We start from the raw sequence: 16,762 nt of genomic DNA, 5'->3' as shown, positions 1-16,762 counted from the left end.
GCCGATTTTGTAGTGCTTCTTTAAGCTGGCCGGCAAAGATAATGTTTTTCAGTTCATCGGCGGATGTAGGTAAATCTATCCCTGGTGCTCAGCTTTCAGCATTTTTAGTTTGGTGGATGCTTCTAAAGTGCCTGCTGAATAGATATTTTCCCATGGTAATAAAATGTGTAAGCACGATTGGGTATTTCTGAGGGATGTCTAAAGCGGTATTCTGGTTTTTTGTGTGTTGAAAATGGCCATTGTTTCTGTGGTTTTAATTGTGCAATAGGGAATCTCGCAAAGATAATGTGGATAATTTTTTATTGATAGTTAAAAAATAAAGAGTAATAAATAGATTATTATGGATGGTTGTCATAAATGAGACTGAGTTTTCTATTTTAGTCATGAGAATTAATGGCGTTTAGTTGGTGTAGGTAAAAGAAAAGGAGGTGGAAGTACAGTTGCGCCTTACTTGGTACTATTCTCCTTAAAGTAGATCGTTGTAATAAAAAAATATCCAATAAATTACTTGGTGTTGCGGGGCGTGTTGTTAATTGTGGTGTGGTTTATATGAATGTGATGTATCAATCTTTACTTAAAAATACGAATTTTCTGCTGAAAAATAGCAGGGAGATTAAAGATTGAGGAAAAACGACAATGTAAGCTTGAATATTTGTGCGAATTTACTCTACCCCTAAGATTGAATTAATTCTATTAAGCTTGTCATCAAATAGTTTATATTTGTTAATTGGCTGGTCACAATATGTTACCAAAATATAAGCTGTAATTTGCTGTAATTGGCGGCAAGGTGCTTTCTTGGGTTTCCCGTTGGGAGTCGGAGTTCAGGTGTGAGTGCAAGCTTCAATAGTAAAAAAAATATGTATAAAGCCTGTTCGTTTTGTTGTGAGTTCATGATCGCAAGATGATTTTTATGTGATTGGCGGACCGATTGTTCTGGCTAATTTTTAGAGGTAATTTGAAGGGGTAAGATTGTAAGTGGGTGTAAGTGAGAGGGGCTGGTCATGTAGCAAAAAAAAAACCATACTACGCGGCAAGAAAAATAAAAAAATAAAGAAAATTACTTTGAAGTGATTGTTAAAATTTCTAATGTGTTTAATATTTCTCTCGGAAAATAATAAATAGAATCGATAAGTAGAGACTCTTGATGGTGGTCAAAGATTTACCCGGCAGATTTACCCGGCAGATTTACCCGGCAGGTTTACCCGGCATGATTCCCGGATGGGTCTTTCAGTCGAGTTCTAAATTCTCTGATGTTTAAACCATTCTTAATTCAAGCTTTGAGGTTTTTGTTAAGTTTTTTGATATATATCAGCTTGATTAAAACAGTAAAAAAATAGCCTAAATGCCTCCGCATAGACGATTGAGGCCGTGTCTTATTTGACTTTAAAAATGGAGATTGAAATGTCGATACAGTTACAAAACATACTCAAGGAAAACGGGTTAGACCCTTTAAAGGTGGCACTGTCATCTGTGGCGGAACTCTATTCGATGACAGAGGATAACTTACTGGATTTCAAGACAGGCTTGATCCATGAGGCATTCGCTTATCACTATGAGAACAATGCTTTTTTCCGCTCCGCTTGCGATAGCAAAGGAGTGACACCGGATATGATCTCAACTCCAGCTGACCTGATCAAAATACCTCTGATTCCCATTGAGCTTTTTAAATCAAACGATAGCCATAAGTTACTTTCAGTCAGCCTACGTGATGTAGAGCTAGAAATGCGAAGCACAGGTACCTCTGGTATTCCCAGCGTTTCGCGCCGCTGCGCGGACACCGTTGACAATGCGGTGCTGGGGATTTACTCGATGTATCGCGAATTCCTAAAGATCTCCAAAGGTGCCGGCCTTTATCTTTGCCCCTCAACCGAGGAAATTCCTGAAATGGGCATGATCAAGGCCCTCAATATGCTCGCAGGTCTGCTGGACACTCATAGATTCATGGTTCGGCAAGAATCTTTTAAGCCCGAAGAGGCCTTAGAACAGCTTGAGGATTGGAATGATAAATTCAGTCGCCATTTGATTGGTCCTCCATTCCTGATCAATCGTTTTATCAGCTACCTCAAAGCTACCAACACCCGAATTAAACTCGATAAGAGTAGTTACATCATCACTCTTGGGGGGTGGAAGCGCTTCTCAGGCCAGATGTTGTCACGTGCAGAATTCAACAGTGAATGTATCGAGTACTTGGGCGTTGAAGAGAGCCAGATCCGTGACATCTACGCCTTGGTTGAATCCAATGTCATTGCTATTGACGATGAGTATGGAATCAAGCATGTCTCCCCCTTCGTTCATTTCTCGGTAAGAGACCCCAAACAACTAGATCGAGAGGTCGAACCGGGCCAGACCGGCCAATTGGCAATTCTTGACCCTCTCGCACGTTCGACGCCTGGTTTCATGCTTACTGAGGACTTGGTGCGACTGTTGCCTGAAGCGAGTCGTTCGGGAAGAAGTGGTCAACGCATGCAGTATGTAATGCGCCTACCTGAGTCAAAAGAATTTGGTTGCTGTGCGGTTAATTTAGATAAGCGGCTTGAAGATTTGGACGCAGAGCAGGCTGCTAGCGGCAGTTGTCCAGTCGTCGCCTAATTACAGCTGTCCAAGATGGAGCTACAACATGTACAACGACATCATCATTGACAACTTTTCCGACCCGGCTCATGTCGGTGATATCAACGAACCCAATTACGAATATGAAATTGGCAATCCAGTATGTGGAGATCGGATTCGCGTTCAGATCAACATCACCAATGGACTGATTGACAGTGCTCGCTTTAGAGCTTGGGGCTGCGCTACTTCGGTGGCGACGGCCAACATTTTCTGTGCCTCGCTTGAGGGGTTGGCACCGGAACAGCTTGCCGGGAGAACAAGTAGCGAAATAGAAGGCATGCTTGGTGAACTAGAGCCATCACAACACCATTGTGTTGAGATTTTGCAGCAGCTTCATCATAGGTTGCTGAGCTTAGTTGGCAAAGATTGTCGGGAGGTGATGCCATGACAAATGCTCACTCGATTGAGGGTTACTTCGACTACAACGCCACAACCCCGGTGTCGGAGGCTGTAGCTACGGCTATGTCCTCTGCGCTTCGGCTCTTTGCTAATCCATCGGGGCGTACGCTTCCTTCGACCAGTAATCGTGAGCTAATCCAGCGAGCAAAGACCCATGTCGCTAGCCTACTGGGTACCGCGCCGGAAAAAGTTTTCTTTACCTCCGGCGGTTCTGAAGCCAATAACTGGGCTATTAAAGGAAGCCTGATGAACGACCTGGGTAGGGCCGGCCATATCCTAACCACGGCGATTGAGCACCCTTCAGTTCTAGAAACTATCCGATACTGCGCCCACCAATTCGGATTCGAAGTCACCTGCTTGAAGCCGGGACCGAGTGGCGCCGTCAGTTTTGAGGCTGTCGCTGAAGCTATCCGGCCTGACACCAGATTGATTTCCATGATGTATGCGAACAATGAAACCGGCGTTATTCAACCTGTGGATCAGGTGGCAAGGCTGACCCGCTCCCGAGGCATTCCGTTCCATGTCGACGCAGTGCAAGCAGTAGGTAAGCGGCCTCTTGATGTCGAGGCATTAGGTGCTGATTTTGTTTCTTTTTCCGCACACAAATTCTATGGTCCCAAGGGTATTGGCGGCCTATATATCCAGAATATAGATCGCATATCTCCCTTGATTCATGGTGGTGGACAAGAGATGGCAATGCGCTCTGGTACCGAGAATTTGGTCGCTATCGCCGGACTCGGTGAGGCTGCTGACGAATGTCGCAGGGAGCTTGAGTACTGGGATCATCACTGTCTGAAGTGCAAACAGCACTTGATCGAACAGCTTGGCAAATCCTCTATCGAAACACATATCAATGGTGCTAGTCATTATGAGGGGGCGATTTCCAATACCTTAAACCTATCGATTCCAGGCATTCGGGGTGAGGCGCTTGCTCTGTTAATGGAAAAGAAAGATGGGATTGTGGTGTCGATTGGCTCTGCATGCAGTAACAACAAGACCCGTCAACTATCGCCTGTATTACAAGGAATGGGGCTAAGTGATGAAGAAATACAAAGTGCGATCAGGATTAGCTTCGGCCGCTTTACCAGCCTTGATGATATAGATCGTTTTGTTGATTCATTGCAGCGGTGCGTGGCACAGCTCAAAAGCATGAGCTTTAAAGGGTGAGGAGTTGGGCTCATGACGGATAAGATTTTTCCAGCTCAGCGCTTCATGGATCAGTTCGCCCGACACGTGGTTAATGAGCCTAGCCGTACCGCCTGCGTATTCCAGCCTCATGGGCCTGATAGTGCTCTATCGCTGAGTTACGGTGAACTGAATCAGCAGGTACTGGAACGGGCCCGACTGTTAGTCGAGCGCGGATATAGAGGCCAGCCGCTTGCTCTGCTTTTCCCTGCTGGTCTTGATTTTGTGGTCAACTTCCTCGCCTGCCTCGCGGCTGGCGTCATTGCTGTACCCCTGAACCTGAGTCGCAATGCTCAGCAATTAGAGCGCACTGTTCGTATTCTTGGTGATGCAAAGACCAAAGCCATTCTGACGACCGCTGAGACTCGTGAACAGCTATTTGAGCAATTAGCAGAATTACCGGCGATTAATTTGGGCGACCAGGCCTGGATTGATGAGCAGCAGGTTGGTGCTGCTAAAGATGTAGAGTTACCTCTTCCGGCTCCAGATGAGTTGGCGTTTGTTCAGTACACCTCAGGCTCTACTGATCTACCCAAAGGTGTGATGGTAAGTCACGCCAACATTATCGATAACCAATTGGCTATCCAGCAGGCGTGTGGCCACCGCGAAGGTGTAATTGCTGGCGGCTGGCTGCCACAGTTCCACGATATGGGACTGATAGGCCATATGCTGCAGCCATTGTTCCTTGGTGGTACCTACGTCTTCATGCCACCGATGAAGTTCGTTCAGCGTCCACGCCGGTGGTTAGAATTGATATCTCACTATCGAATTCATAGCTCTGCTGCACCTAATTTTGGCTATGAGCACTGCATCAAGTTCATAGGTGAGCGAGAGGACTTATCGGGATTAGACCTGAGTTGCTGGAAGGTGGCTTTGAATGGCTCTGAGCCTGTCAGCGCCGACACTATGAGGATATTTGCTGAACGTTTCCAGCCTTACGGTTTTTCCTCTACTGCTTTCTTTCCCTGCTACGGCATGGCTGAAACCACTTTGTTTGTCTCTGGAGGACCGAAAGGCGTAGGCATTGAAACCCTGGCTTTCGATCCCGCAGCATTTGACTCTGGTCGACTGCAATCTACTGGTGAGGGGCGTCAAGTGGTTAGCTGCGGTCGTATCACGCCAAGGATGATTTTGAAGGTTGTTGATCCGGAGAGTGGCCGGCTAGCAGATGAGGGTTGTATTGGTGAGATATGGATTAGTGGTGCCTCAATAGCACAAGGTTATCTTAACAACCTTGAGATTAGTAAGCAGCAATTCGGTGCTCGTATATCGCCCTGCGACGGTCATTATTACCTCAAAACCGGGGACATGGGCTTCGTCCGTGACAATAAGTTGTATATCACCGGGCGGATTAAGGAAATGTTAATCCTGCGCGGCCGCAACCTTTATCCATACGATATTGAACGTACCTGTAGTGACCATCCTGATGCGGCAGGCAATAACGGAGCCTCGGTTTTCACTGTGGATAGCAATGGCCAAAACCGACTGGCAGCCATTGTTGAGATTCGCCGCCACGCCTTTCTTAACCGAAACCACGATGAACTCCGACAGGAGCTGCGTGAGGCAGTGATGTTGGCACATGATGTCGCCCTCGACCAGCTTTTGCTGGTCAAGCCTGGCGGTATTCCGAAAACCACCAGCGGCAAAGTTCGTAGGACTGCCTGCAGGGATCTGATTGCAGCCGAAGAGGCGCAGCTCGCATGAACCGTTGATAGGAAATATAAGATGACGAATGAATTTAGAATGAAAAACCTGGTGGAACAGATCACAGATTTTATCGCTGCTAAGACACCAGAATTTTCGATTGATAAGCACAGTGACACCTCTTTCTCAAGTCTAGGTCTAGACTCGGCAGACCATGTCCAGCTATCGACTATGGTGGAGGACCACCTCTCTGTTGACATCGATCCGACGCTAGCCTTCGACTACCCAACGATTAACGCTCTTGTGGCACATCTCGAAAAGAATTTTTCAAGAACAGCTTTGGAGCGCAGTTGATGTCGCGACTTGATTGCATAGTTATCGGTGGAGGCCAGTTCGGTCTTCACACCGCACGAATGCTGCAGCAGGCTGATCTCAACTACCTTCTGCTTGAACGGGATAGTATTGGCGACGTTTGGCGTAACCGGCTCGAAGGTATGAAGCTATTCACTTCACGTCAATTCTGTGCCCTGCCAGGACTAGCCTTTCCGGGCGATCCTGAGGGCTTCCCGACTACAGTAGAAATAGCTGATTATTTGGTCAGCTATGCAGGCCACTTTGATCTTCAGGTTCGAGAAGGCTGTGAAGTTGTTGGTCTCGATCGCCTTTCGAACGGCAGTTTTCAGGTCGACCTTGCCGACGGCACGTCTCTGCTCGCCACCAGTATCGTCAATGCAACTGGTGCTAATCAGATACCCCAGGTGCCGGCGATAAGTTCCCAACTTGCTGGAGAGGTGCAGCAACTAGACGGTAGTCTCGCCTCAACCGATGTCATTTCTGATGGCCACACTGTTGCCGTTATTGGGGATGGTGCTACTGGGCGTCAGATCGTGGACCGGCTAGCGGGACGTTGCAATGTGTTTTTGGCCACGGGTTCCCCACGTGGCCTGCCTCCCAACCGTTTGTTCGGACGTGATATTTTTTGGTGGCTTGATCGCTTGCGTATCCTTTCCGCCGATAAGAACAGCCTCATCGCGAAGATATTAAAAAAGCGTAACCCTGTCCCCTGTGGTGAATACAACAATAGACGGCTGAAGGCTAAAGGCGTAAAGATTGTTGGCCGTGCTTTGGAGTGCTCTGGCCGTCAAATCCGTTTCGACTCCGTCGGTTGGCATGACATAGATACAGTGATTTGGGCAACAGGCTATTGCGACCGAACGAGCTGGCTAAAGTTGCCGCACTGTGTCGATGAGAGGGGCTTCATTGAAAACTATGGAAGGACTCCAGAGCCTGGGCTTTTCTTAGTGGGACGTAAATGGCTTAGTTGTCGAGCGTCGGAGCTGGTAATGGGGGTTGAGAAGGATGTAGAGCGAGTAATGGTGCCGCTGCGAGCCTTTTTATCCGAAAGGAAAGAAATACCTTGAACAAAAATATAAAGACCGATTGGATCATTCGCTCTGGCGCCAGTAAGTGGCTATTAGCGCTGGTGCTGTTGCTCACATTGATGTCGGCTGTTGGCCTAAAACGGATGGGGCTGGCCAGTGATTATCGCGTTTTCTTCGATGATAACGATCGTGACCTACTGCGCTTGGAGCAGATGCAAGATACTTATAGCACGACTGATAACGTGTTCATCATGATTGAACCGGTGGATGACAACATCTACAACCAGCGTACTCTGAGCCTTATACATGAAATGACACGCGCGTTGTGGCGGACGGCCCATGTCTCTCGAGTAGATTCGCTAACGAACTTCCCCTATAGCTCTGCTGAAGACGATGATATTTTGATTGAGGAGTTCGTCTACGAGCTTGACGAATTGACGCCGCAAAGGATCGCCTTTATTGAAACTGCCGCTAGTAGTGAGAGGGACTTGGTTGGCAATTTGGTTAGTAAGAACGGACGATTTACCGCGATCAATGCGACCATTCGGTTGCCAGGGTTAGACCATAAGGCCGAAGTGCTAGCCGTTACCGGTGCTGTCGATGAATTGATTAAGTCATTCAAGATGGAATATCCGGATCATCGTTTTTTTGTCACCGGTGTGGTGGAGATGAACGGTGCCTTTTTCCAGGCGGCAAAAAAAGACTTCATCACGCTGATACCGTTGATGATCCTTTTTGTGCTGGTCAGCGCTGCTCTAATTCTCGGATCACCTGCTGCAGGTGGCGCTATTTTGACGGTAGTAGTGTTGGCACTGCTAGGGTCTTTGGGTCTAGCTGGTTGGCTCGGTATTCAATTGTCTGCGCCATCAGTATCGGCTCCAATCATCATGTTCACGGTGATAGTAGCGTCGGCCATCCACATCCTCAGCTATATTCAGCGCCAGATACGCAGTGGTGTTTCTCGTGAAGAAGCAGTCTTGCAATCCTACCGGCGCAATCTCAAGCCGATTGCGGTGAGCCATGTCACTACTATTATCGGTTTTCTGGCGATGAATTTCAGTGACTCACCGCCGTTTCGAGATCTTGGCAATATAGTTGCCTTAGGTGTGCTCTTCTCGCTACTTTTGTCGTTGACGGTTCTACCACAGCTTCTGCTGCGTATTCGTTTTTCAACGCGGGAAACAGGTGCCAACCGACTGATTAATCGCATGGCTTTGTTGTCAGGCTGGGTTATCGCTTACCGCCAGCGGATATTGTGGCTAATGCTACCTTTGTCCCTATGCGTCGCTGCACTCAGTCCATTGAATCAATTAAACGATGATTTAATCCGCTATTTTGATGAGTCGCAGCCCTTCCGTGCTGATTCTGAACGTATCGATCGCCACTTTTCTGGTATTTATACAATCGATTACTCGCTCTCGGTACCAGAGCAGAACGGTATGTTTCAGCCAGAGTTTTTACAGTTTCTTGATACATTCGATGACTGGCTACATGAGCAGCCAGAAGTTTTTACAACTGCAAGCCCCCTGCACCGAATCAAGGATCTTAACCGTTTGATGAATGGTGGTGATGAGGACTCTTACCGGTTACCTGGCGATACAATTACCGCTGCACAGCAGTTCCTGCTATACGAGATGTCGTTGCCGTTTGGTCGTGATGTGACCCATCAGGTGAATTTGAATAAATCCTCGGTGAAACTGACTGCACGATTAAAGAATCTAAGCTCGGTGGGCTTAATTGCTTTTGAAAAACGGGTCGAAGAGTGGTTATTGCAAAACCAACCTCGCTCCATTGATATCTATCACAGCAGTCCCGCAGTGATTTTTTCCCACATTGGTCAATCAAATATTGTAAGTCTCCTTGAAGGTGCCTCGCTAGCGTTTGTGGTGATTTCATTGACGTTGATGCTGGTATTCCGCTCACTCGATATTGGTCTATTGAGCTTGGTTCCAAACCTGCTTCCAGTCGCGGCAGCATTTGGATTTTGGTATCTCGTTAATGGTCAAATCTCAATGGGGCTGGCTGGGGTGTCGGCAATGGCGATCGGCATAATCGTCGATGATACAGTTCACTTCCTCTATCAGTATGTCAACGGTCTAAAGCGGGGGCTCAGTCCTGAAGATAGCGTAAGCGAAACCATTAGTAAGACTATGGGTGGGATCGTGATTAGCTCAATGCTGCTAGTGATAGGCTTCCTTCTATTGTCGACCTCGGCGTTCGAGAAAAATGCCCAGATGGGTATGCTCACGGGGATGTCTATTGTGTTGGCATTGGTGTTTGACTTGATATTACTACCGGCCTTGGTTCTAACCTTTATGCGCAGGACACGTACGTCGAACCTGCAATTTCGTACCGACAAGGAACTAAATAATGCGAACTGATTACCGTCTCCTCCTTCCAGTGACAATACTTTGTGGCCTAATCGGTTTGCCGGTTCAAGGCGCTGCTAGCGATGTTAGAAAGGGGCGGGAGGTCGCAGTGGCAGTGGATAACCGTGATCTTGGTTACGGCGACAGTGTTGCCGAATTGACGATGATTCTACGCAACAGGGCCGGAGATGAAACTCGACGTGAACTGCAGATCAGCTCACTTGAGAGTCACGAGGGTGGAGACAAATCGTTAATCCGCTTCAATTTTCCTGCCGATATCCGGGGCACGGCGCTTCTAACGCATCCGCAGTTAGAGGATACCGATAAGCAGTGGTTATATTTGCCTGCCTATTCCCGTATTAAGAGGATCTCATCTCGCAATAAGAGTGGTGCGTTCGTCGGTAGTGAGTTTTCGTTCGAGGACTTGTCTGATAAGGCGGTCGACGATTTCCGCTATACCTACGTGAGAGAGGAATCATGCGAAGATGGTGCCCTGGTTTGTGACGTAATTGACCGAGTGCCAGAAGACTCTCACTCTGCATATAGCCGGCAGCGGGTCTGGGTTGATCAGAGTGCTCGACGTATCTTCCGTATAGACTATTTCGACCGTAAGGAAACGCTGCTCAAGACTTTTTCCGCAAGGGATTTTCGCCTCTACGACGATCGTTATTGGAGGCCCATGGAGGTGGTTATGCATAATCAGCAGAGTGGAAACGTAACGATCTTAAGCTATAGCCGCATCGAGTTTGGTACCGGTCTCTCAGTTGCGAATTTCCATCGCAATACACTCCGGGATTAAGGGTATGGGGGTCTTGCGTTTAGCGTTTTGGGTGCAGCTGTGTCTAAGCCTTACCATTATGCCGGTCCTCGCAGAGGTCAAGGTTGACAAGTATTCTGTTGATATCGCGGCCACGGCTCGTATATTTGCAGAAGAGGAGTCGCTGGCCATTGATGATAGCTACCGCTTCGGACCGGGGCTGGAAATTGAAGCAAATGCTGAGGGGGATATTGGTGATACTGGCTATAAGCTGCGGTTGTTTGGTAGCTGGGATAAGCAGGATGGGGAGCGTCGTTATGCCGATATCCGCCAAGCCAGCCTTCACTGGCGCCGTGATCAGTTATCGCTGAATCTTGGTGTTAGCACTTTCTTTTGGGGCGTTTCTGAATCTCTGAATATAGTCAATGTACTTAATCAGGCTGACTTGCGCCAAGCTATCGACGGAAAGGAAAAGATGGGGCAGACCTTCGCATCTTTAGGTCTGCGTTTTGATAACGGCGAACTATCGATATTCTATCTGCCAACTTTTCGTGAGCGAGAATTTCCAGAGCGCCCGTCATTCGGACTACCGATTTCGGACCGGGCACTTTTTGAAAGCTCGAATAGAGGTGGAGATGTTGCTCTGCGAGGCCATTTTTACGCTGGTGATTTAGAAACAGGGATCGGTTACTTCAGAGGCACTAGGCGGGCGCCACTACTGGTAAGGCCTAGCCCTTCAGCGACGATGTTGACTCCCTTTTACATCGAAACCGAGAATTTTTTACTGGACACACTTTATCTCCTCGGCGACACGACCTTGAAGTTGGAAGCGAAAACTGGTCGCGAACTGGAGCAAGGTTTCTTTGCTGCAAACGTTGGCCTTGAGCACCCGATTTATTCGCTACCGGATAGTATGCAAGATCTGTCCTTGATCGCCGAATATCTAATCGACGATAGGGATGAGCAAGCTGAAACATTAGGTCAGAACGATCTCTTTGTCGGCCTTAGAGCTAGCTTCGGTGATACCGGTGACAGCGAATTTCGAGGGGTCATAAGTTATGACTTCGATAGTCATGGCAACTACCTCGACTTAGGCTTAGAACACCGTCTGAGCGATTATTTTAGAATCGAAACTCGGGCGTTTTTATTCCTCAATGTGGGCCGCAGTGATACTTGGCTGTATCCAGTACGGGATGAGGATTTTATCGAGTTTAAGTTGCATTATTCTTTTTGAGCGGACCCTATGAAGACTGGAGTTAACAGGGATATAGGTCTTTGGATTGCTACCGTGAAGGAGTTTGAAACTCTAATCGAGCATGATCCGCAAACTGTCTTCACCACAGTTAGCGAGGCTGAGCAGAAAAGATATAGTGGGATTGTTAATCGAGCGGCGGGCCTACATTTTCTGCTTGGTCGTTACCTATTGCGTTATGTTTTATCCGCTAAAAGTGGCGTAAGTATTTTGCCGGCAGATTGGGAAATTTTCCCTGATGAGCAAGGCAGGCCTAGAGTTTTAAACCAAAGTGTGGCCCCAATAAAATTTAGTATTTCTCATGCTAGTGGTGTGGTCGCGATTGCGCTTAGCTCTACCGTTGATCCAGGTATAGATCTGGAGCCCCTTGCTCGTGAACTGGGCTCAGGTCTAAATTTCAGGCATTTACTTAGTCCAGAGCAATATGACCAGGTAATGACTATCCCAAGCACTGCTCACTGTGAATTGTTAACAAGGGTTTGGTGCATTAAAGAGTCTGTGTCCAAAGTGTGTGGTTTGGGGCTTCGACTGCCTTTTTCTACGATCGAGTTTGATCTTGTATCTTTGCTTAACTCGCAACCAGCCACGTGGCTTGAGTGTAAGGTAAGAGAAATGGGGAGCTTTTGGTTTAACCTTTGCACGTTGGCGCAACGCTATTGGCTTTGTGTAGCGATGGAGTCGCCGGCGTTGTCGCCTTTGGGTCGATTGGAAACAAACCATTTTAACCTACTCAGCCGCAAGGCGTTTTAGAAACAAGACGTGGAGTTGGAAGTAGCTGCCGCACAAAATTAATTTTAGGTCCAGTTACGCTGCTTCAATGTCATTAATACAGGATGAGATGATGGACGTGCTCGAGTACATCAGGGAAAAGGAAAGGTTGCTTAGGGCTCGGATTAACAATTTGGACCTCAAAAGCACCCATGATAATCACCTGCATCAGTTGTCCTATTACATCAGTAACTTGCTTAAAAATTCATGGACTTCGAAAGCTGGGCCGGTTGTTGATCCTGCTACCAATCGTGAATTACAAGTCATTAAGAACCCTAAGGCCATCGCTTTCTACCAAGACTGGCAAGCACGTATTGGTCAGCAGATATATATTGGGCGCTGGATTGTAGTTGACCAGTCGCGCATTGACAGTTTTGCCGAAGTAACTGGAGACCGCCAGTGGATTCATATTGATCCAGAACGAGCAAGGGCTGAATCGCCGTTTGGAGGCACAATTGCCCACGGCTTTTTGGTCCTATCGCTAATTCCCGAGCTCACCGATGCTGTCAATCCGGAAAAACCGCCTTACCCTGAAGCTAGAATGATTATAAACTGCGGCCTTGAACAGGTGCGTTTTCCTTATCCAGTTAAGACTGGCAATCGTATCCGAGCTCGTACGACTTTAAAGTCCCTGGTGCCATCGAAGCGTAGTGTGGAAATGATCAATCATATTGAGGTAGAGGTTGAAGGTTCAGGTCGCCTGGTTTGTGTTGCGGATAGTGTGCTGAAACTTTACTTCTGAATTCAAAATGCACGCGCACCCTCCCGGCACTTACTAATTATCATAGGCAAACTGGGAGGAGAGTAATTCTCGATTGATCGCTCTTGCAAGAGCGCAGAATTAGCCATCTCTGGATAGAGATATGAACCTTGAGTATCTGTGATTATCGAAAGGTGTATTCCTGCTATCTGATAGGGAATTTCAGAGGCTATGGGGGCTGGGGTTTATTAATTTCCCTGGTTAAGTAGGGAAATGCAGCTGGGGGCGGCGTTAGACGTAAGACTTACCCACGTTTAGTAGACACCCTGTATAGTTAGGTTTAGGCCTAACACGGAGGTGTATCATGGGTAAGAAAAGAACTCAGGCGTATACGGAGGAGTTCCGCAGAGAAGCAGTTAAGAGAGCGGAAAAGGCTGGAGCAACAACGGCTTCTGTGGCGCGAGAGCTAGGCGTCAGCGCACAGCAGATCTACAACTGGCGTCGTCAATTTAATCGACTGTCTGATAAGCAGTTCAATAGTTTAGACGGTGTCGACTATTCCAAACAGGAAAGCGCTGAAGTTCGCAAACTCAAGAAGGAGCTGCATGAAGCTCGTCAGGAGGTTGAGTTTCTAAAAAAGGCAGCTGCGTACTTTGCGAACCACCAAGAGTAAAGTACGCATTGATACAAGAGCATGTAGGGTCATTCCCGGTTAGCTTGATGTGTCGGTGTTTAGAAGTCTCAAGATCGGGTTATTATCGATGGCGGGGGCGATTGCCATCTGCTCGCACGATTAGAGAGATACGAACAATCGAGAAAATCCGAGAGACGTTTGTTGAGTTTAAAGGTCGTTATGGCGCGCCTAGAATTGCTTGCGAGCTTCAAGAGTTAGGTGAGCCATGCTCGCGGAACTACGTCGCTAAGCTTATGCAACAGGAACATATTAAAGCGAGAAACGGCAAAGGCTTTCGATATAGTCAGCCCGTAGAGGGGAGCATTAACGTCTCCGCCAACTTACTTAAGCGTTGCTTTGATGTGGATCGACCAAATTGCCGCTGGACCAGTGACATTACGTATATCTGGGTTCTGGATAGGTGGCTATACCTCGCGGTAGTTATGGATCTGTACTCTCGACGTATTGTAGGTTGGGCATTCGACTCGCAGATGACCGATGAATTGACACGTCGAGCATTGAAAATGGCCCTAGAGCGACGACCAATAAAGCCTGGACTGCTAGTTCACTCTGACAGGGGTGTGCAATATCGATCGCAGAAATACCAGGATCTCTTGTCCGAAAGCAAGTGCAAGCCGAGTATGAGTCGCCAGGCTAACTGTTGGGATAATGCGGCAATGGAATCATTCTTTAGCAGGCTAAAAGTCGAGCTGGTCTATGCCGGAACATTCGAAAGCGAAGAGCAAGCAAAATCTGAGGTGTTTGAATACATTGAGATTTTCTACAATAGAGTTCGTAGGCACTCTGCATTGGGCTATGTAAGTCCAGCAGAGTATGAGCGAAAATACGCATAGTTAGAGTGTCTACTTTTTGTGGGCAAGACCAACGTGTCTTTACCACCTAGATAACTCTTTTATTTCTGACCTTTCTGACTGAGCGCTCCATTGCCGAGGATTAGTGGCTGCGTTGCTACAAATCTAGATGGATTCCATCAAAGATCGGGTGGTTCACTTGTAATGATGAGGTATGAGCGCTAGATTTGTAACCAACCAATAAGCAAATAAATAGAAAGAATTTTTTTAATAAAGATTTTTTTGGTATGCTATATCTAATTTTTTCTTTTTTTAGGATAAAATTGTCGGTATGTGTGTGTAATTTGAAGCAACTTACCTCTTCATTTATCTCACCTGTTTGATACCCCAAAGGTACATTTAGGCTCTTGAAGTGATTAGTGTTCAAACTTTATTGTTCCAAAATAAAATTAGTGTTCAAACTTTATTGTGCGAGAACAAATGGGAGATGTTATTCCTTTCAAAAGAAAAACCGCTTGGCAAAAGCACAAGGGCAGTACCCTATGCAGGGAAGGTTTTCATAAATGGAAAGTGGTCACCGAACGCAAGTTTGATGTAAAGCAGGGAAAGTTGGTTACTGAATATCGCTGTGAGCGCTGTGGTAAAACCAAAACCAAACTTCTTTAAGTGGTCTTCCTACGTGACCGTTTGCCGTAATTGGTGTTCTGCGTTTTTAATGTGGCGCCCAGGCTCTATAATTCCCACCTTGAAAGAGCTGCGGGTCTTTAATTGAGATGGTTCTCATTTTTATTGCGAGGCATTTATTACTTTATTGGCTGTTAGGCTGCGAAGGGGGTAAATGTGAGGTATGTAGTCTAATTCAGAGTAGGTGAATTTTTGTTTTTCCTGTGGAGTTCAGCTTACAAACTTTTTTATTTTTGCGTAGATAAAATAAATGATGATTTTGATAAAGATTGTAAAGTGGGGCTTTGTTATTTTGTTTTTCTGTTAGCATTTCTGTTGATTTATTTCGTTTAATAGCTGTTCTACCTTCTGTTTATAAGCATTATTTGTTTCTGCGTTTTCTAATGCAGATTCAATTATAGTTTTTAACATGCCTCCTGGAACTCTATGTGAAAACTCTTCATTTAAAATGATCCTGATTAATTCCTCGCGTTGTCTTTTGATGTCGGCCCCTTCTCTTTGAAGTCCTTGGATTCTTTCGGTCACTAATGACTTGAGATCGGAGGCTCTGCCGGTAGAGAAGGGGGGGGCTTCCTTTTTAGCTGTCTCTGTCGCAGTTGATTTTGAAGGGGGGGCTGCGAAGGGGATGGGTTGATTTTCTATTTTCATGGTGGCTAGTTTGATCCGTATTTGGAAAGTAACATTTCATTCATGACTATATTGCTTGAGGCTTCAGTCGTATTGCCCTCTGTATCGGATGGGGAGGTTAGTTGAATTATCTTGTCTATATCAGAGTTTAAAGCTGGGTTTTCATTATTCTTTTCTTTTCCCTTTTCGAGTAACTGTATTCCCTCTGGGTATTTTTCCTCTGTTATTAATAGAAGGCCGCTGGAGAATAGTTGAAAATAATCTGGAGCTTCCGGACTGCTAGCTAAATATTGCCAAACTTCCCTGGCCTCTGCGATTTTTTGACTTACTAAGTAAACTTGGCTTAGCTGAAAATGAGCTACCCATAAAAGGGGTTCCATTTCTATTGCCTTTTTCATTCCCTGTATGGCACGGTCAAACAGCTTAACTTGTGCATACTCAGCAGCAAGCATTAAGTGTTTTGCGGGATGTGCTTCACCTTCGATGCTGCGCTTAAATAAGTCAATTGCCCTGTCATGTTGCATTGCAGCGCTTGCTGCCATTGCGCAATGAAGTAGTTCTTCGGGGTCCAGGTTGGAATTTTCTTGTGACATCATCAATCTCCTTTGTGCTTATTCTCATTGTACATACCTACTTATACTCTATCTATAACAATTCTAACTATTAGGAATAGGTTGCAACTTTGCCAAGCGATGTTGAATGTTTGCTTGGTTGTTACTTTAAATTTTTATGGCAGTTCTTTTTCTCAGTAGTGGCTTGTGGGTCAATTCCCTTTTTTAGATAAAAAATGAAATTTTTTCTGCACGTTTTGGGTAAAACGTTGGATATATATTTAAAGCGTTGGTGTTTATTGGCATTTGTATGGGGCTAATACACTGCGCGCTATATAAGCAGAATAAT

General features: G+C 46.4%; 16 protein-coding genes. 14 read left to right on the top strand and 2 right to left on the bottom strand.

Going from position 1 to position 16,762, the window contains the following annotated elements:
* Positions 1-1,401: 1,401 nt before the first annotated feature.
* The 14 genes from ACJJIQ_RS14670 to ACJJIQ_RS14605 all read left to right on the top strand — a co-directional run bounded on the left by ACJJIQ_RS14670 (position 1,402) and on the right by ACJJIQ_RS14605 (position 15,217).
* Positions 1,402-2,589: a LuxE/PaaK family acyltransferase gene (locus ACJJIQ_RS14670; RefSeq protein ID WP_152454489.1), complete on the top strand. Its 1,188-nt coding sequence runs from the start codon at positions 1,402-1,404 to the stop codon at positions 2,587-2,589.
* Positions 2,590-2,617: 28 nt separating this feature from the next.
* Complete coding sequence (locus ACJJIQ_RS14665; RefSeq protein ID WP_152454488.1) at positions 2,618-2,998, top strand: iron-sulfur cluster assembly scaffold protein; 381 nt, start codon at positions 2,618-2,620, stop codon at positions 2,996-2,998.
* Positions 2,995-4,176 carry a cysteine desulfurase family protein gene (locus ACJJIQ_RS14660; protein WP_152454487.1) on the top strand — a complete coding sequence of 394 codons (1,182 nt, stop codon included), beginning with the start codon at positions 2,995-2,997 and terminating at the stop codon, positions 4,174-4,176. Before ACJJIQ_RS14665 ends, ACJJIQ_RS14660 begins: the two co-directional genes overlap by 4 nt.
* Positions 4,177-4,188: 12 nt before the next feature.
* Positions 4,189-5,898 carry a fatty acyl-AMP ligase gene (locus ACJJIQ_RS14655; RefSeq protein WP_152454486.1) on the top strand — a complete coding sequence of 570 codons (1,710 nt, stop codon included), beginning with the start codon at positions 4,189-4,191 and terminating at the stop codon, positions 5,896-5,898.
* A 21-nt stretch (positions 5,899-5,919) separates the two neighbouring features.
* Positions 5,920-6,192: an acyl carrier protein gene (locus tag ACJJIQ_RS14650; protein WP_216646255.1), complete on the top strand. Its 273-nt coding sequence runs from the start codon at positions 5,920-5,922 to the stop codon at positions 6,190-6,192.
* A complete protein-coding gene (locus ACJJIQ_RS14645) occupies positions 6,192-7,259 on the top strand; it encodes a flavin-containing monooxygenase (protein ID WP_152454485.1) in 1,068 nt (355 codons plus the stop codon). The genes ACJJIQ_RS14650 and ACJJIQ_RS14645 overlap by 1 nt, the downstream gene beginning before the upstream one ends.
* Positions 7,256-9,601 (top strand): efflux RND transporter permease subunit, encoded by a 2,346-nt coding sequence (locus tag ACJJIQ_RS14640; RefSeq protein ID WP_152454484.1) that lies wholly within the window; start codon positions 7,256-7,258, stop codon positions 9,599-9,601. The genes ACJJIQ_RS14645 and ACJJIQ_RS14640 overlap by 4 nt, the downstream gene beginning before the upstream one ends.
* Positions 9,591-10,388, top strand: a complete 798-nt coding sequence (locus ACJJIQ_RS14635) for an outer membrane lipoprotein-sorting protein (RefSeq protein WP_152454483.1) — start codon at positions 9,591-9,593, stop codon at positions 10,386-10,388. Before ACJJIQ_RS14640 ends, ACJJIQ_RS14635 begins: the two co-directional genes overlap by 11 nt.
* Positions 10,389-10,392: 4 nt before the next feature.
* Complete coding sequence (locus ACJJIQ_RS14630) at positions 10,393-11,580, top strand: hypothetical protein (protein ID WP_152454482.1); 1,188 nt, start codon at positions 10,393-10,395, stop codon at positions 11,578-11,580.
* Positions 11,581-11,634: 54 nt separating this feature from the next.
* Positions 11,635-12,348 (top strand): 4'-phosphopantetheinyl transferase family protein, encoded by a 714-nt coding sequence (locus ACJJIQ_RS14625; RefSeq protein WP_172975418.1) that lies wholly within the window; start codon positions 11,635-11,637, stop codon positions 12,346-12,348.
* Between the two features lie 67 nt (positions 12,349-12,415).
* Positions 12,416-13,108 (top strand): MaoC family dehydratase, encoded by a 693-nt coding sequence (locus tag ACJJIQ_RS14620; protein ID WP_282933835.1) that lies wholly within the window; start codon positions 12,416-12,418, stop codon positions 13,106-13,108.
* 322 nt (positions 13,109-13,430) lie between these two features.
* Entirely contained in the window at positions 13,431-13,739 is a 309-nt protein-coding gene (locus ACJJIQ_RS14615) for a transposase (protein ID WP_282933834.1), read from the top strand.
* Between the two features lie 8 nt (positions 13,740-13,747).
* Positions 13,748-14,593, top strand: a complete 846-nt coding sequence (locus ACJJIQ_RS14610) for an IS3 family transposase (protein ID WP_282933833.1) — start codon at positions 13,748-13,750, stop codon at positions 14,591-14,593.
* A 438-nt stretch (positions 14,594-15,031) separates the two neighbouring features.
* Positions 15,032-15,217, top strand: coding sequence for a hypothetical protein (locus tag ACJJIQ_RS14605; RefSeq protein ID WP_445362294.1), 186 nt, complete (start codon positions 15,032-15,034; stop codon positions 15,215-15,217).
* Between the two features lie 321 nt (positions 15,218-15,538).
* On the opposite strand, the gene ACJJIQ_RS14600 is transcribed toward ACJJIQ_RS14605, so the two are convergent.
* Entirely contained in the window at positions 15,539-15,883 is a 345-nt protein-coding gene (locus tag ACJJIQ_RS14600) for a hypothetical protein (protein WP_445358834.1), read from the bottom strand.
* Between the two features lie 5 nt (positions 15,884-15,888).
* Positions 15,889-16,458 (bottom strand): tetratricopeptide repeat protein, encoded by a 570-nt coding sequence (locus ACJJIQ_RS14595; RefSeq protein ID WP_444925669.1) that lies wholly within the window; start codon positions 16,456-16,458, stop codon positions 15,889-15,891.
* Between the last annotated feature and the right edge of the window lie 304 nt (positions 16,459-16,762).

Source organism: Microbulbifer maximicatervae (SeqCode) (assembly GCF_052468295.1).
Note: the sequence above shows the minus strand (reverse complement) of the source record. Positions and strands in the feature narration are given on the sequence as shown.

Coding starts and splice junctions, on each gene's coding strand:
- ACJJIQ_RS14630 (WP_152454482.1), top strand. CDS start 10,393: ATGGGGGTCTTGCGTTTAGCGTTTTGGGTGCAGCTGTGTCTAAGCCTT.
- ACJJIQ_RS14615 (WP_282933834.1), top strand. CDS start 13,431: ATGGGTAAGAAAAGAACTCAGGCGTATACGGAGGAGTTCCGCAGAGAA.
- ACJJIQ_RS14595 (WP_444925669.1), bottom strand. CDS start 16,458: ATGATGTCACAAGAAAATTCCAACCTGGACCCCGAAGAACTACTTCAT.
- ACJJIQ_RS14660 (WP_152454487.1), top strand. CDS start 2,995: ATGACAAATGCTCACTCGATTGAGGGTTACTTCGACTACAACGCCACA.
- ACJJIQ_RS14605 (WP_445362294.1), top strand. CDS start 15,032: ATGGGAGATGTTATTCCTTTCAAAAGAAAAACCGCTTGGCAAAAGCAC.
- ACJJIQ_RS14650 (WP_216646255.1), top strand. CDS start 5,920: ATGACGAATGAATTTAGAATGAAAAACCTGGTGGAACAGATCACAGAT.
- ACJJIQ_RS14635 (WP_152454483.1), top strand. CDS start 9,591: ATGCGAACTGATTACCGTCTCCTCCTTCCAGTGACAATACTTTGTGGC.
- ACJJIQ_RS14600 (WP_445358834.1), bottom strand. CDS start 15,883: ATGAAAATAGAAAATCAACCCATCCCCTTCGCAGCCCCCCCTTCAAAA.
- ACJJIQ_RS14670 (WP_152454489.1), top strand. CDS start 1,402: ATGTCGATACAGTTACAAAACATACTCAAGGAAAACGGGTTAGACCCT.
- ACJJIQ_RS14655 (WP_152454486.1), top strand. CDS start 4,189: ATGACGGATAAGATTTTTCCAGCTCAGCGCTTCATGGATCAGTTCGCC.
- ACJJIQ_RS14620 (WP_282933835.1), top strand. CDS start 12,416: ATGTCATTAATACAGGATGAGATGATGGACGTGCTCGAGTACATCAGG.
- ACJJIQ_RS14665 (WP_152454488.1), top strand. CDS start 2,618: ATGTACAACGACATCATCATTGACAACTTTTCCGACCCGGCTCATGTC.
- ACJJIQ_RS14645 (WP_152454485.1), top strand. CDS start 6,192: ATGTCGCGACTTGATTGCATAGTTATCGGTGGAGGCCAGTTCGGTCTT.